Source organism: Gracilibacillus ureilyticus, from assembly GCF_900111195.1.
GTDB lineage: Bacteria > Bacillota > Bacilli > Bacillales > Amphibacillaceae > Gracilibacillus > Gracilibacillus ureilyticus.
Genome location: NZ_FOGL01000015.1, coordinates 78601 through 92786 on the forward strand (window position 1 = coordinate 78601; position 14186 = coordinate 92786).

At 37.7% G+C, this 14186-nt stretch carries 16 protein-coding genes and 1 pseudogene; 9 read left to right on the forward strand and 8 right to left on the reverse strand.

The window, feature by feature from the left end; genetic code table 11:
* The first annotated feature begins 127 nt into the window (after nt 1-127).
* Entirely contained in the window at nt 128-997 is an 870-nt protein-coding gene (locus BMW36_RS14325; RefSeq protein WP_089742304.1) for an AraC family transcriptional regulator, read from the forward strand.
* Between the two features lie 219 nt (nt 998-1216).
* On the opposite strand, the gene BMW36_RS14330 is transcribed toward BMW36_RS14325, so the two are convergent.
* Nucleotides 1217-2137 (reverse strand): AraC family transcriptional regulator, encoded by a 921-nt coding sequence (locus BMW36_RS14330; RefSeq protein ID WP_089742306.1) that lies wholly within the window; start codon nt 2135-2137, stop codon nt 1217-1219.
* Nucleotides 2138-2309: 172 nt separating this feature from the next.
* Between BMW36_RS14330 and BMW36_RS14335 the strand changes: the two genes are divergently transcribed.
* Both BMW36_RS14335 and BMW36_RS14340 read left to right on the forward strand, forming a co-directional pair.
* Complete coding sequence (locus tag BMW36_RS14335) at nt 2310-2579, forward strand: Atu4866 domain-containing protein (RefSeq protein ID WP_281243057.1); 270 nt, start codon at nt 2310-2312, stop codon at nt 2577-2579.
* Nucleotides 2580-2601: 22 nt separating this feature from the next.
* Nucleotides 2602-3342 carry an SDR family oxidoreductase gene (locus BMW36_RS14340; RefSeq protein ID WP_089742308.1) on the forward strand — a complete coding sequence of 247 codons (741 nt, stop codon included), beginning with the start codon at nt 2602-2604 and terminating at the stop codon, nt 3340-3342.
* Nucleotides 3343-3410: 68 nt separating this feature from the next.
* On the opposite strand, the gene BMW36_RS14345 is transcribed toward BMW36_RS14340, so the two are convergent.
* The 3 genes from BMW36_RS14345 to BMW36_RS14355 all read right to left on the reverse strand — a co-directional run bounded on the left by BMW36_RS14345 (nt 3411) and on the right by BMW36_RS14355 (nt 6226).
* On the reverse strand, nt 3411-4157 hold the full coding sequence (locus BMW36_RS14345; RefSeq protein WP_089742310.1) for a DUF4652 domain-containing protein: 747 nt from the start codon (nt 4155-4157) through the stop codon (nt 3411-3413).
* A gap of 196 nt (nt 4158-4353) precedes the next feature.
* The gene (locus BMW36_RS14350; protein ID WP_089742312.1) at nt 4354-4773 is read right to left on the reverse strand and encodes a universal stress protein; all 420 of its coding nucleotides are present in this window, start codon (nt 4771-4773) and stop codon (nt 4354-4356) included.
* Nucleotides 4774-4789: 16 nt separating this feature from the next.
* A complete protein-coding gene (locus BMW36_RS14355; RefSeq protein ID WP_089742314.1) occupies nt 4790-6226 on the reverse strand; it encodes a SulP family inorganic anion transporter in 1437 nt (478 codons plus the stop codon).
* Between the two features lie 78 nt (nt 6227-6304).
* Between BMW36_RS14355 and BMW36_RS14360 the strand changes: the two genes are divergently transcribed.
* A complete protein-coding gene (locus BMW36_RS14360) occupies nt 6305-6862 on the forward strand; it encodes a recombinase family protein (protein ID WP_175480477.1) in 558 nt (185 codons plus the stop codon).
* 190 nt (nt 6863-7052) lie between these two features.
* On the opposite strand, the gene BMW36_RS14365 is transcribed toward BMW36_RS14360, so the two are convergent.
* From BMW36_RS14365 to BMW36_RS14375, 4 genes are all read right to left on the reverse strand, one after another.
* Nucleotides 7053-7325, reverse strand: a complete 273-nt coding sequence (locus BMW36_RS14365) for an HPr family phosphocarrier protein (RefSeq protein ID WP_089742317.1) — start codon at nt 7323-7325, stop codon at nt 7053-7055.
* A gap of 119 nt (nt 7326-7444) precedes the next feature.
* Complete coding sequence (locus BMW36_RS20620) at nt 7445-7666, reverse strand: ester cyclase (protein ID WP_342707272.1); 222 nt, start codon at nt 7664-7666, stop codon at nt 7445-7447.
* A gap of 41 nt (nt 7667-7707) precedes the next feature.
* On the reverse strand, nt 7708-7860 hold the full coding sequence (locus BMW36_RS20625; RefSeq protein WP_245711698.1) for a nuclear transport factor 2-like protein: 153 nt from the start codon (nt 7858-7860) through the stop codon (nt 7708-7710).
* A 14-nt stretch (nt 7861-7874) separates the two neighbouring features.
* The gene (locus tag BMW36_RS14375) at nt 7875-8654 is read right to left on the reverse strand and encodes an MBL fold metallo-hydrolase (RefSeq protein ID WP_089742319.1); all 780 of its coding nucleotides are present in this window, start codon (nt 8652-8654) and stop codon (nt 7875-7877) included.
* 131 nt (nt 8655-8785) lie between these two features.
* On the opposite strand from BMW36_RS14375, the gene BMW36_RS14380 reads away from it, so the two are divergent.
* The 5 genes and pseudogenes from BMW36_RS14380 to BMW36_RS14400 all read left to right on the forward strand — a co-directional run bounded on the left by BMW36_RS14380 (nt 8786) and on the right by BMW36_RS14400 (nt 14184).
* Nucleotides 8786-9199, forward strand: a complete 414-nt coding sequence (locus BMW36_RS14380) for an Lrp/AsnC family transcriptional regulator (RefSeq protein ID WP_089742321.1) — start codon at nt 8786-8788, stop codon at nt 9197-9199.
* A gap of 93 nt (nt 9200-9292) precedes the next feature.
* Nucleotides 9293-10039: an SDR family NAD(P)-dependent oxidoreductase gene (locus BMW36_RS14385; RefSeq protein WP_217640962.1), complete on the forward strand. Its 747-nt coding sequence runs from the start codon at nt 9293-9295 to the stop codon at nt 10037-10039.
* 378 nt (nt 10040-10417) lie between these two features.
* Nucleotides 10418-10552 (forward strand): annotated as a pseudogene (locus BMW36_RS20630) (ATP-binding protein); the annotation flags it as partial.
* Between the two features lie 338 nt (nt 10553-10890).
* Nucleotides 10891-12717, forward strand: a complete 1827-nt coding sequence (locus BMW36_RS14395; RefSeq protein WP_089742323.1) for a beta-glucoside-specific PTS transporter subunit IIABC — start codon at nt 10891-10893, stop codon at nt 12715-12717.
* A 60-nt stretch (nt 12718-12777) separates the two neighbouring features.
* Nucleotides 12778-14184, forward strand: coding sequence for a glycoside hydrolase family 1 protein (locus BMW36_RS14400; RefSeq protein WP_089742325.1), 1407 nt, complete (start codon nt 12778-12780; stop codon nt 14182-14184).
* Nucleotides 14185-14186 lie beyond the last annotated feature (2 nt).

Here is a 14186-nt window from a genome sequence, read left to right on the forward strand (position 1 = left end):
ATCCTCGTATTACAACCGAAATTAATTAACCCAGCTATCAATATGCTGTCTAACATTATCGGGCATGAAATGCTAGGTAAGGCCGCCTGCAATGCTATAAAATGAAAAAAGAAGGAAGGTGAAAGGTATGGAGTGGGCACCGAGAATGAATGCGGCTGTTGACTATATTGAAGAAAATATGCTGGGTGAGATAAATTACAAAGAGGTCGCTAGAATCGCCTGTTGTTCTGTATATCATTTTCAACGGATGTTCTCCTTTATTACCGAGGTTTCATTGTCTGAGTACATTAGGCGTCGCAGACTTTCGTTAGCGGCGATGGATTTGCAGAACAGTGATGTAAAAGTGATCGATCTTGCGCTAAAGTATGGCTATGATTCTCCTGAAGCGTTTACCCGCGCGTTCCAACAGTTGCATGGGATTACACCGACTTCCGCTCGTAACGCAGGATCGAAATTGAAAGTGTATCCCAGACTAATCTTCCAGCTTACAATACAGGGGGTTGAGGAAATGAACTACCGGATTGAGGAAATGAGTAGTTTTAGGGTTGTAGGGGTTAAGGAGCGTATCTATACAGAGGAGGTTCTTAATCTCAAGGATGTTTATGACAGAATGTTTCAGATAAAAGACACAGCAGAAGCGAAAGTGAAAGAACAGTTATGGGATATTTATGACACACAAAAAAAATCGAGAGGGATAATGGGCGTCTGGTACAGTGAATCGGATGGTGACAAAGAACAATTTTATTACATGCTAGCCGCTCGTTCTGACAAGGAAACACCAGAAGGTATGGAATCCAGGGAAGTGGAGGCAGCCACTTGGGCCGTATTCGAAGTACCCGGCCCTCCGGAACAAATTGTAGATTTTTGGCAGCGCCTGTATAAAGAATGGCTCCCAGCATCCAATTATGAGTTTGCCCATGCTCCCACGATGGAATGCTATTTGCCGGCAGTGGAGAACATGAACGAATTATGGGTCGCCGTTATAAAAAAACAGTAGGAGTAATCCTATCTCAGAGGAAAGCATCCTGACAAGTTTGGTCATTGGGGTCAACTGATCAAAAACTTTACTTTATAAAATTGTATTTAACACCCGTCAACAAGCTTGGTTGATGGGTTATTTATATTACTCCGCATTTATCCCCAATAGTTACAGCCAGGAACCAAACTCATTTATGCGCTAGTTGTTTTAAACGAGCATGGTGAAAACAGGATATGATTAAATCGACTGAATTTTAAACCGTTTGATATCGCGCATGGGAGGTGCTCCAAATAGACGGGCATATTCACGACTGAACTGGGAAGGACTTTCATAGCCTACCTGGAATCCTGCATTTGCAGCGTCCATTGATTCAGATAACATCATTCGGCGGGCTTCCTGTAATCTTAATTGCTTCTGATATTGCAACGGACTCATCGCTGTCACCTCTTTAAAGTGATAATGCAAAGAAGATGTACTCATGTTCACAGACTTGGCCAGTGTATCGATTTTAAGTGGCTGATTATAGTCACGTTTTATAATATCAATAACACTTGCGACTCGCTGTGCATTGCTGCCAATCATTGCAATCTGTTTCACAGCATCGCCTTGTTCCCCGCTCAGAATGCGATAAAGAATTTCGCGAATAATCAGGGGGGAAAGGATGGGAATATCCTTTGGTGTTTCTAAGAGACGAACAAGTCTCATGATGGCATCGAATAAGGTGTGATCCGTTTCGCTTATAAATAATCCCCGTTTGGAAGACTTTGAACTATGAAAAGATGAACCGGAATCTCTAAGTATATCAAATATCTGTTTCGGTTGAAAATCCAGGCGAAGGCACAAGTAAGGGGACGTGGATGATGCTTGTATCACTTGTCCGGAAATAGGTAAATCGACCGAAACGACGAGGTATTTGGAAACATCATAATAATAACTTTCCTGTCCAAGCGTCACGACCTTTTTGCCTTGAACTACGATACATAACGCGGGTTCATGAATGATGCTGATTGGCTCTGATACATTAGAAGCACGAATAAGGTGTAATGCTGGAATAGCAGTTGAGTGAACTCCGTCTTCCTTGGCAAATTGTTCAATCAGTTTTACTAATTCGGTTTGTTGCTTCCATATAGTTTCATTCTCGTATTCTATTGTCTCCATCTGATCTCCTCCTTCTTTCATTTTACTAATTAGAGTATAGCATTTTTTTCCACTGTTTCGTTTCGTATTTTTATTTTCTGGAGAAATAGGCAATGATTCTCCACGATTGGTCTATCGCTTATGTTTTCTTTTGTTACATAATAATACCAGTTAGAAAAAAAGGAGGATTATCTTGAAAGAAAATCAGAATCAAAAAAAGTTAGTAAATCAATCTTATGTAGGTATGTGGGTAACAGAAGATGGATATATTCGTCATAATCTTTTGCCAAATGGTCGTTACGATGAGGCGCGGGGCAGGAAAGAAAGTGCCTATACAGGAAGATATTCGATGGAAGGAAATCACATTTATTATGTTGATGATACTGGTTTTACTGCTGATGGTGAATTTCGTGATGATGTTCTCTATCATGCTGGCATGATTCTATATCGAGAAAAAAATTAATCTGGGAAAAGGAGATGATTGGATGTCCAATATTGAAGGAAAAGTTGTCGTTATTACAGGTGCAAGCAGTGGTATTGGTGAATGTTCTGCAAGATTACTAGCTGAAAAAGGTGCAAAGGTAGTGATAGGAGCAAGGCGGACGGAAAGATTAGAAGTTTTAACAAATGAAATTCGCTCGGCTGGTGGAAAAGTAGAGTACTTGAAACTGGATGTAACGGATAGAGATCAAATGGAAGCATTTGTCCAATTTGCGAAAGAAAAATATGGTCAAGTGGATGTAATCGTTAATAATGCAGGGATAATGCCTCTTTCTGCCTTAGAGGCATTAAAGATAGAGGAATGGAATCGAATGATCGATGTGAACATTCGTGGTGTTCTTCACGGCATTGCGGCAGGTCTTCCCGTTATGAAAGAGCAAGGATTTGGCCAGTTTATTAACATTGCTTCGATTGGCGCATATGAGGTATCGCCAACTGCTGCTGTTTACTGTGCTACAAAATATGCTGTCCGTGCAATTACGGAAGGATTGCGCTTGGAAGCCGGAAATAGTAATATACGGGTGACGCTTATATCTCCAGGTGTTACTGAATCCGAATTGGCTGACAGTATTACAGATGATGAAGCAAGACAAGTGATGAAGGATTATCGTAAGATCTCCCTTCCAGCTTCTGCGATCGCTAATTCGATTGTTTATGCTATTGAACAGCCGGAAGAAGTGGATGTGAATGAGTTGGTTATCCGTCCCGCGAGAAGTGCCGGGTAGTAGAGGCTTTCAGCCGCAGAGCAAAGCCACCAGTTAATACTGGTGGCTTTTGCCATTCAATAAGCAAATTAAGGATTAGGAGTTAAAAGGTTTTCTTCAGTAGTTCCTGTAGTATAGGTATCGTCTTCATACGTATGAAGCTCATAAGTGAAGGTACCATCACCATTATTTTCAATAGATGAAATTTCCTCTTTTTCCGTTAGGTTAGGAAAGACTTTTTTGACTGAAAAATCTTTTAGTGAAACTTCATAAAGTTGTCCGCCTTTTGATACCATTCCAAATGACATGCCAACAATGATAAACAATTGTTTATTATCAATCCATTCGACCGCTTTAATCGTATCCTGGCTTTCTTTATTCGCCAATGTAATCAATTGATAAGTATCCTTTCCTTTATCATGTAAAACAAGCGTTCCAATCCCTTCTTCTATAGCATATTGACCTCTTCCATCAATCAAAACCTCTTTTGTTCCATCGGGAGAACTTTCCCATTTTGTTGGAAATACAGGTTCATAATTATCTTTATCTTCTACCATTAGAAAAGATTCATCCTTTTGGACTGTATCAGGAGCATAAGAAATATCATCATTCTGAGAACTTTCTGCTGGTGGATTGGTTGGACTTTCAATGGGTTCTTCTTTAGAATCCGATCCAGTTTTGTCTTCTTGTTGAGGTGCGGTTTCCAGTTGATCGGATGTGTCCTGGTCTTCTACTTGTTTTTCTGATGAATTCTCAACATTATCACTACATGCCGTTAAAGTAATTATTGAAGCAATCAAAGTAGAAAGAATGGAAAACTTTATCAATCTATTCATTTCTTATGACCTCCTTTTTATATTTTTGTATATTATACTATATGCTTTTTCATCTTCAAAACAATCGGGAAAGTTATTAGTTGTGATGACAACTCTGGTTATCGCCATCTTTATGGCGCAGTGGGTAAAAGTGAAAAAGCATCAAAGCACTGTTTTTGGTCTTGGTTTTTCTTTGCTTATTAAAATTTATTCATTTTTACTTCACAATCATAGCGGGGCAGTTAACACGTTTCATTACCTTATGACTTACACTGCCTAACACCATTTCCTGTAATGTATTAAGTCCTCGGCTGCCAATTACTACGATATCTACATTTTGCTCATTTGCATATTTTACGATTTCCGGCCCAGGCTTACCACGAAGAATAGTTGTTCTGTAATTAACATCTGCTTCATTCAAAAATTGAATAACCTTAGAATTCTTTTTACGACGTTCTATATCAATCTCTTCAGTGGAATGTGAATGAAGAACATCTGATTTGGATTTATCGATATTAATTACATAAACCACCTCTATTATCGAATCTTTATTATATGAAGCAAGCTTTACGGACTCTTTCGCCGCACGTACAGCGTTCTCTGATCCATCTGAAGCCAATAAAATATGTTTATACATAGCAAATCCTCCCTAATTAATGTGATGAAGAAAAACCATCCAGCTTATCCATTATCTCTTTGCTTATTGCATCCATTTCAATAATTTCCACATTGATATTCTTTTCTTCCAATAGTTCCTTCACTTTTATTAAAGCACCTACACCAGAATCATCCCATATTCTCGTATGAGATAAATCAATTTTTATCCTTTTCTGTTGAATCTCTGCTTTTTTAAAATAATCTACAAATCCATCCGTCGATGCAAAGAAAAGTTGACCATGAACCTTAAAGCGATTGCCATCTTGATGTACTTTAACTGTGGATATTTTGACAACAAAGAAAATGGCACTCAATAATACCCCAATAAGTACGCCTTTTGATAGGTCATGGGTGTACACGACAATTCCAACAGTTGCTAACATAACAACTGCGTCTGTACGGGGAGCCTTTAACAAATATTTAAATGAGCTCCAGTCAAATGTTCCGATACTTACCATAATCATAATACCTACTAAAACCGGCATTGGTATCTGAACAACTAATTCTCCCAGTACAATAATCAGGAACATTAAGAAGACCCCTGCAACTAGAGTAGATAATCGTCCACGACCGCCAGATTTCACATTAATCACAGACTGTCCAATCATCGCACAGCCCGCCATTCCTCCGAAAAAACCTGTAATGAAGTTAGCAATCCCTTGTCCTTTAGCTTCACGGTTTTTATTGCTTTCTGTTCCTGTCATATCATCTACAATTTGTGAGGTGAGCAATGATTCCAGCAACCCGACAATTGCTAAAGATAAGGAGTAAGGGAAGATTATCTGTAATGTTTCCAAATTAAATGGAACATTCGGAATTAGAAATGAAGGTAGCGATTGAGTAATCGTACCAAGATTTCCTACCGTCTTTAATTCGAACCCGCCAAATATAGCTACTGTTGTTAATGCAACAATTGCTATTAATGGTGCTGGCACTACTTTAATGAAACGTGGTAAAGTGTATAATAAAACTAAAGTTACTGCAACAAACACATAAGTCATTGTGGAAATACCAATAAAATGTTCCAATTGGGCCATGAAAATAAGTATGGCTAATGCATTGACAAACCCAATCATTACAGCATTTGGAATAAACTTCATAACTTTAGCAACCTTGCACACCCCAAATAAAATCTGAATGATACCAGTTAAAATGGTTGCTGCTAATAAATAATCAAGTCCATGTTCGCGGACTAATGGAACCATCAGTAAAGCCATTGCACCAGTTGCCGCTGAAATCATTCCAGGTCGCCCGCCTGCAAAAGCAATGACAACAGCAATAATAAAAGAGGCATATAATCCAACCATTGGATCAACACCAGCTATAATAGAAAAAGCAATTGCTTCTGGTATCAGAGCAAGAGCAACTACCATACCTGCTAAGATGTCGCTACGTATGTTACCAAACCATTGTTGTTTTATTTTTTGCATAATAATCTCCTTCTCTTAATATCTTTAAACATTGTATCATCGAACGTACCAAAAAGGAACCTTTTTGGGAAAATGAAAGGAATGAATTCAATGAATTTTGGCTATACGAGGCCATTATATAATGATACCAAGTCAGAAATTCAGTTAAAACTACTTAATAATAGATGTGAAATGATCTTTAAAGAAAAACATGGCTCACCTAAAAAGCGACATCAACTAGAATCATTACTCATGAAAATGCAGCCTGGTGATTCGATTACAGTGGAAAGAATGATTGTTCTGGCTGATTCTTTTCATAATTTAATGGAATTATTAAAAGTATGTGAAAAGGACAATGTAAGAATACACTTTTTACGGGAGGGAATTCGAAGTGATCAGTTACTGAACATTCAGCTGAAGGATATCATGGTATTCATATTGGATTTTCAATCAGAAATAATAAAGCAATCAACAACCAATGGTATGCATCAGGCGAAAAAACAAGGGAAACAAATAGGTCGACCTAAAAAGTCAGATGATAATGTGAAAAAGGCGATTTCTATGTACCATGATGGGTGTAAACTGATAGATATTAAAAATCAAACAGGAATAAGCAAGTCTACCCTTTATCGTTATTTAGAATCTGAAACAGGACAGTGAACCTGTCCTGTTGTGGTTATTTTCTATCCTTAAACTGAATTCATTCCTTAAAACACCCCGTTGCAATGTTAATGATGGAAAAAGAATGAGGCAGCTTAGTGGGAAGGTTTAAAAATATAAGTTCACTTAGAATACATTATTCAAATGGGAACAGGTGAAATGAGAGAAATAGATATGATTTGTCCGTGTTTTATTCTTGAATATGCTGCGTTAAACAGTTTTTAATAGTCTTTAACGCTAGAATTTGATCAGTTCCTTCAGCCTTAAGACAAATTTCAGAGCCTTTATCAATTCCTAATGACATAATTTCCATAATTGAATCAGGAGACTTAGTTAATTCAACTGATTTTTCGTTATATTTGAGAGTAATGGTAGAGGTAAACTTACTAGCATCTGTTACTAATAAAGTGGCTATACGAGCAAAGCCGGAACTTGTAGTTACCTTATACTGTTTTGTAATCATTTTTCTACTCCTATACTTTTCTTTGGAATTCATTTACTTGATATAAAAAGGGAGCCAAAATATGTCCTATTACAAGACCCACACACATAGCGGGTCTTACAATAAGAAAAGCTTTTAACTTAGGCATTGAAGGTAAGCTGTCGAAAAATGTCATTTACATCGACATGAGAACTTTTCTCTATGATCTTCCCGTTAACAATACGTAATAGTATCATTAGTGAGAATTTAACAGTCTTCCCTGTTGCAGGAACACCAAGGAACGGAATCCCAGTATGTGTACCTTCAAGTATTAAATATACAGCTACTTGATCACTATCAGCCATTATCGAGTGGATTGGCATTTTGAAGTCTGGAAAAGAATCAAAGTTTTTCCTATCGGATTCTAAATACCTTCCACACCAGGAAAAGGAGTGTCTAGTTGTGGGTAAAACACAAAGTCTTTATGGCAGAAATCTTTAAGTGCCTCATAGTTCTCTTGTTCAATCGCTTCATAAAAATGGCGAACTAAATCTTTGTTAGCTTCAACTGACACCATGAATCCCCCTTAAACTAAAATGTGTATGCTTCTCCGTCATCCGGTACTAAAACATTAGAAGAGATTCCTTTTTCGTCAGCAAAGTTTTTCAATTCTTCTCTTGATAAAGTCCAATGGTTTACAGATTCCATATGAGCGGAGATAATTTTTGCGTTAGGAGCAGCCTTATAAACTTCATAGACATCGTCTTTACCCATTACTAGAGAACCACCTATATTGAATTGATTATCTCCAGCATTTACGACAATAATTTCAGGCTTATGTGTGTTAATTACGTCCTGAACAGCATCATACCAAACTGTATCTCCAGCAACATATAATGTACTCTCTGAGGAGTGTTTAAAGACAACGCCACATACATGACCAGCAGCTTTTAGAATTTCACCTCTCCCGTGCTCACCTTTTGTTTTAATCAATTGGATTTCTTCAAAAACAGTATTCTCTTGTAAAATCTCTACATTTTGGAAACCAGCATCGCTTATTGCTGATGCATCTTCTTCATTCTGCGAAAATAGTTTAATGTCTTTTGGCAATGCCTCAATAGCTGCCATATCCCAATGGTCAGGATGCAGATGAGTGACGATGACCGCATCGATATCCTCAATGATATTTTCTATGGATATTGGCAAGTCTACCAATGGATTCTTCTGATCTTGTCTCGGGGCATCAGGTAAGCCTACCTCTGGACCAAAAGCAGGCAAAGTCCCTTTTTCAGCTAACATAGGGTCGATTAAAAACTTTTTTCCTGCATATTCAATGACAAGTGTTGCGTTTCGAATTAGTTGAATATTCATCTATTAAAAACTCCTTTTCTTTAAAAATTGATTTGAACAATGTATATTCTATACTAAGACTGGAACAGGAATACATAGATTAAATAAAGTCTTTTGGTCATTTTACTTTATTTATGAAAGGAGTTAACAAAATGTTAGATAGGACGGATCTTCTTATCTTGGACGAATTATCCAAAAATAGCCGGATTAAGATGAAAGAATTGGGCGAGAAAGTCCATTTAACTGGACCAGCTACTTCAGCTAGAGTGGCGAAATTGGAGGGAAATGGGATTATTCAGGGGTACACCATTAAAATTAATCAAGAAAAAATAGGTTATACAATTCACGCAATTATACAAATTTATATGAAGGATACGAATCATCAACCTTATCAAACGTTTATAAAGAAACAAAAAGACTATGTGATAAATAACTATAAAGTTAGTGGAGAGAGTTGCTACCTTCTAGAATGCAAATTCCCCTCAAATGAGAAACTAGATGAATTTTTGGAAGGTTTGAGTAAATATGTGAGTTATAAATTATCAATTGTTATTAATAATAAATAGTGAACAAAATAACATTAAAGGGTGCACTGTATCAATTTTTGAAGGGACACTGTATATAAGGGTATTGATTATTAATGAAGGAGATAAATTATTATGACAAATCAAATAAAGCGTTTTGAAAACAAGGTGGCGCTAGTGACAGGTGGGCGTTCTGGGATTGGACGAGCCATTTCCCGCCGATTACGCGATGAAGGAGCGACTGTGATCACCGCGCAGCGCGGGGAAGATGAGGAATTTGAATCCATCGGGGCAGATTTCTCCAATCCGAATACACCCGAACAGATTATTAAAGAAGTTATCGGCCGCACTGGGAAGCTTGATGTGCTGATCAACAATGCGGGTATGATGCAGGAAGCTAAGATCGAAGAAATGAGTCTCGAGGATTGGCAACGTAACCTCAATCTTAACCTGACGGCCCCATTCCTGCTGATTCGCGCGGCGTTGCCTTACCTGCGCAAGACGTGCGGAAGTATCGTCAACACCGGCTCAGTAGAAGGGTTGGGTGCAAACCCCGGGCATGCAGCCTACTGCGCCTCGAAGGCAGGGCTCCATGGGCTGACTCGTTCGGTGGCAGTGGACCATGGCGATGAAGGAATAAGATGCAATGCGGTGGCGCCCGGCTGGATTGACACCGATCTAAATCTCGATATGATCGAAAATATAGCTGATGCAGAGACGTTCCGACGAGACATCGCACGTATCCACCCTGTAGGTCGTACGGGATCCCCTGAAGAAGTGGCAGCGCTCGTGGCTTTTCTCGCAGCTGGTGAGGCTGGGTTTATTACAGGACAGGTCTATACAGTGGATGGCGGTAGGATGACCAAGTTGAGCTTCCCATGAAAGAGAAATGACTCGTTATCTTAATTAGCTGCTTGATCAAAGGATCTTTGATATACACCATTATATTAATTGGTAAGTATGTTATTTAACATTTTATCACTCTCCAATTTACTTTTTTCAATAACTAATTATGTATTTATAAAATATCTTATTGTTATCATTTATTCTAAAAGAAACAGGTAAGAGCAGAGTCGAGGATTGCTGTAGTAATACAAATAAGTATTTCACGGGTTCTTAGTAATCTCTAGGCCAATGCCATTCGTTATTAAGAAGAGGGTACAGGGGCGCTTATAATAAAGGGGGAGCATTCTCATTTCGGACTATAAGTTTAAAATAACAGGAGCTGGCCTAACAATTCGGATAGAGAAAGATTTTTAACGTTTTTATCGTACGGAACATTCCAGATCAAGAGAATTGGGCGGATCAGGGCTGGGACTAGCTATCTCAAAGGGAATTATCGAACAGCATAATGGAAAAATAGGAGTCCAGTCAGAAGGGAATAATCATACCTAGTGATTTGTGTTACCTTGCAGTTAAGCTGATTTAAATGGATAGGAGTCTTTATTGTATGGTTGTGGAATGAGGGGTGGATGAAGATTTTCCTTCAGAAAAAGATTATATGAGAAATTTTGTGTAACCCCTTGCATTTTATTTTATATTATAATATGATATGAACAAGCTAATTAAATAATAACTGGACATGTGACTGGTCATGCAGGCAGGATCCATAAAGCAAGATAGTACCTGGTATTATACTGGGAGTACTATAATGCTTTATTGGATTCTGCCTTTTTTATATTAAATGTAAGTTACAGTCGAACATGCTAGTTAGACAGAAAAGGGGAATTCATATGGATTATCAAAAAACAGCATCTGCTATCTTACAATATGTTGGTGGACAAGACAATGTTGTTCATTTAGGACATTGTGCGACAAGGTTACGTTTCACCCTTCATAACGATAATAAAGTAGAGACAAAAGACTTAATGAAAATTGAGGGTGTTCTGAAGATTGTAAAATCAGGAGGACAAACACAAGTAGTTATTGGAAGTGATGTAGTAGAAGTTTATGAACAATTAATGAAAATGGGGAATTTTGGATCAGCCAATTCAAATGAAAAGCCAAAAGGAAAACGCAAAATTGGTGCTACCGTGTTGGACTTCATTGTCAGCGTATTTCAACCATTGATTCCAGCTATGGCTGGGGCAGGTATATTAAAGTCTATCTTATTTTTACTAACTGCGCTTAATGTATTGAGTGAACAAGATCATGTCTATTTAATTTTACGATATATTAGTGATTCTGTTTATTATTTTTTACCGATACTAGTAGCTATTACAGTTGCCAATAAGCTGAAGGTAAATCCAATCGTAGCAGCTGCTGCAATGAGCATTCTTTTGTTCCCAAATATGACAACATTAATGGGTGAAGGTGCTACTTTCTTAACGTTTGATATAACAAATGTTAATTATTCATCACAACTGTTTCCATCCATCTTAGGGGTTATTTTCTATTCCTATATGGAGAAGTTCTTTACGAAGGTCTCACCAAAAGCTGTTCGGGTATTCTTTATTCCCATGATGTCGCTATTATTAACTGTACCGTTTACATTAATCGTATTAGGGCCAATAGGTTTTACACTAGGTGTATGGTTTACTAATCTAATTCTATTCCTATTTAACAATGTAGGCTGGGTTGCTGTAGGTTTACTTGCTACTTCTTTACCATTTATGGTGGCAACTGGTATGCATAAAGCAACTACACCTTATGCTGTTTCATCACTATCAAGTCTTGGTAAAGAAGCATTAATGTTACCGGCATTGTTAGCGCATAACATGTCAGAAAGTGGTGCTTCACTAGCAGTAGCACTGCGTTCGAAAGATACTCAACAGAAATCAGTAGCCCTTTCAGGTGGGATCTCCGCATTTTTCGGGATTACCGAGCCCGCTTTGTATGGTATTACTTTGCAGAATAAACGGGTGTTGGGAACTGTTATTACTTCGAGCTTAATTGGCGGATTATTTGTCGGTTTCTTCGGTTTAGCGGGTTTCACTTTAGTAACACCTGGTATTGCTAGTATTTCAATGTTCATTGACCCAGATAATGGGATGAATATTATTTATGCTTTAATAGGGTTAGTAATTTCATTTATTACATCATTTGTGCTAACATTCTTCTTTTGGAAAGCAACAGATAGGAAAGAGGAAAATATAGATTTAGTTGAAACAGAAAAAGCCGATAAAACGAGTGAAACATCGGTAATTACTGATCAAAATAATGAAATAACAATCAACAATAAAATCAAACTGTACCAACCTGTAAGTGGAGCAGTTATTCCAATTACAGAAGTTAATGATGATGTATTCTCGAGCAAGGCAATGGGGGAAGGAATTGCAGTTATTCCAGATGCCGGTCAATTAGTGGCACCAGCGGATGGAACGATCAAAATGGTATTCAATACCAATCATGCATTAGGTATGGAAACAGAAGATGGTGTGGAATTACTGTTTCATATCGGAATTGATACGGTTCAGCTAGACGGTAAATACTTCGAATCCCATGTCAAAGAAGGTGACGAAGTAAAAACCGGTGATTTATTAGTAACATTTGAAACAGATAAAATTGTGGAAGCAGGATTTGACACAACTACGATGATAGTGATTACAAATCAGAAATAAGCGTAATCAATTTTTAAAAATATGAAATAATAAAGAAATGAATTAGGGAGGAAAATATACATGAAACAAGGATTTCCAGAGGGATTTTTATGGGGTGGAGCGACAGCGGCAAATCAATGTGAAGGTGCTTATAAAGAAGATGGAAAAGGATTAAGCACTGCGGATGTAATGACAGCAGGTGAGAAAGGTGTTCCGCGTGAAATAACAAAAAGAATTGATGAAAGTAAATATTACCCTAGCCATCAAGCAATCGACCATTATCATCATTTTAAAGAAGATATTGCATTGTTTGCCGAGATGGGCTTTAAATGCTACAGATTTTCTATTAACTGGACACGTATATTCCCGAATGGTCATGAAGCGGAACCGAATGAGCTGGGATTGAAACACTATGATGATGTGATTGATACATGTCTTCAGTATGGAATAGAACCATTAGTAACCATTTCACACTTTGAAACACCACTAGGTCTTTTACAATATAATTCATGGCAAAATCGAAGAGTAGTTGACTTTTTCTTGAATTATGCAGAAACTTTGTTAAAGCGGTATAAAGGCAAGGTCAAGTACTGGATTACATTCAATGAAATTAATGTCATGTCTACTAAGCCGTGGATGGCTGGTGGAATAGAATCGAATGATGAACAAGATACGATGACAGCGGCTTTTCATCAATTATTAGCAAGTGCCAAAACTGTCCAGATGGCTCACGAAATTGATCCGCAAAACAAAGTTGGCATGATGTATGCAGGGCATATTGCCTATCCAAACAGTCCTGACCCGGAAGATATGCAAATGACAATGGACTTTATGCACAAAATGCTCTTTTATTGTGATGTACAGTGTCGCGGCTATTATCCAGCATACAAATTAAAAGAATTTGAACGGAAAGGAATTGAACTGCCTTTACACGCTGGTGATTTGGAAGATTTGAAGAATGGAACAGTTGACTTTTTATCCTACAGCTACTATTTAACACATGTGGTAGGAAAGGAAACAAGTTTAGATTTCCAGGGGCTTAATGGAGTAAAAACAGGTTATACTAACCCCTCTCTTGATAAAAGTGACTGGGGTTGGGCAATCGATCCAAAAGGCCTTCGGTATTCATTAAATTATCTATATGACCGTTATCAGTTACCATTGATGATTGTAGAAAATGGACTTGGGGCAATCGATACAATTGATGAAAACGGAGATATTCATGATTCTTATCGCATTGATTATTTAAAAGAACATATAAGAGAAATGAAAAAGGCAATAGATATTGATGGCATTCCGTTAATCGGATATACTTCTTGGGGGCCAATTGATATTATTTCTGCGAGCACTGGTGAAATGAGTAAACGATATGGCTTTATTTATGTTGATGTAGATGATAATGGTAATGGTTCTTTTAAACGTATGAAGAAAGATTCTTTTTACTGGTACAAAAAGGTGATTGAATCAAATGGTGAAGTATTAGAGTAAGG

What these genes read in the sequence shown, in the direction of transcription:
- BMW36_RS14350 (WP_089742312.1), bottom strand. Translation starts at nt 4,773, where the DNA reads ATGTATAAACATATTTTATTGGCTTCAGATGGATCAGAGAACGCTGTA.
- BMW36_RS14340 (WP_089742308.1), top strand. Translation starts at nt 2,602, where the DNA reads ATGTCCAATATTGAAGGAAAAGTTGTCGTTATTACAGGTGCAAGCAGT.
- BMW36_RS14330 (WP_089742306.1), bottom strand. Translation starts at nt 2,137, where the DNA reads ATGGAGACAATAGAATACGAGAATGAAACTATATGGAAGCAACAAACC.
- BMW36_RS14400 (WP_089742325.1), top strand. Translation starts at nt 12,778, where the DNA reads ATGAAACAAGGATTTCCAGAGGGATTTTTATGGGGTGGAGCGACAGCG.
- BMW36_RS20620 (WP_342707272.1), bottom strand. Translation starts at nt 7,666, where the DNA reads ATGCCAATCCACTCGATAATGGCTGATAGTGATCAAGTAGCTGTATAT.
- BMW36_RS14325 (WP_089742304.1), top strand. Translation starts at nt 128, where the DNA reads ATGGAGTGGGCACCGAGAATGAATGCGGCTGTTGACTATATTGAAGAA.
- BMW36_RS14375 (WP_089742319.1), bottom strand. Translation starts at nt 8,654, where the DNA reads ATGAATATTCAACTAATTCGAAACGCAACACTTGTCATTGAATATGCA.
- BMW36_RS14380 (WP_089742321.1), top strand. Translation starts at nt 8,786, where the DNA reads ATGTTAGATAGGACGGATCTTCTTATCTTGGACGAATTATCCAAAAAT.
- BMW36_RS14365 (WP_089742317.1), bottom strand. Translation starts at nt 7,325, where the DNA reads ATGATTACAAAACAGTATAAGGTAACTACAAGTTCCGGCTTTGCTCGT.
- BMW36_RS14385 (WP_217640962.1), top strand. Translation starts at nt 9,293, where the DNA reads ATGACAAATCAAATAAAGCGTTTTGAAAACAAGGTGGCGCTAGTGACA.
- BMW36_RS20625 (WP_245711698.1), bottom strand. Translation starts at nt 7,860, where the DNA reads ATGGTGTCAGTTGAAGCTAACAAAGATTTAGTTCGCCATTTTTATGAA.
- BMW36_RS14360 (WP_175480477.1), top strand. Translation starts at nt 6,305, where the DNA reads ATGAATTCAATGAATTTTGGCTATACGAGGCCATTATATAATGATACC.
- BMW36_RS14345 (WP_089742310.1), bottom strand. Translation starts at nt 4,157, where the DNA reads ATGAATAGATTGATAAAGTTTTCCATTCTTTCTACTTTGATTGCTTCA.
- BMW36_RS14395 (WP_089742323.1), top strand. Translation starts at nt 10,891, where the DNA reads ATGGATTATCAAAAAACAGCATCTGCTATCTTACAATATGTTGGTGGA.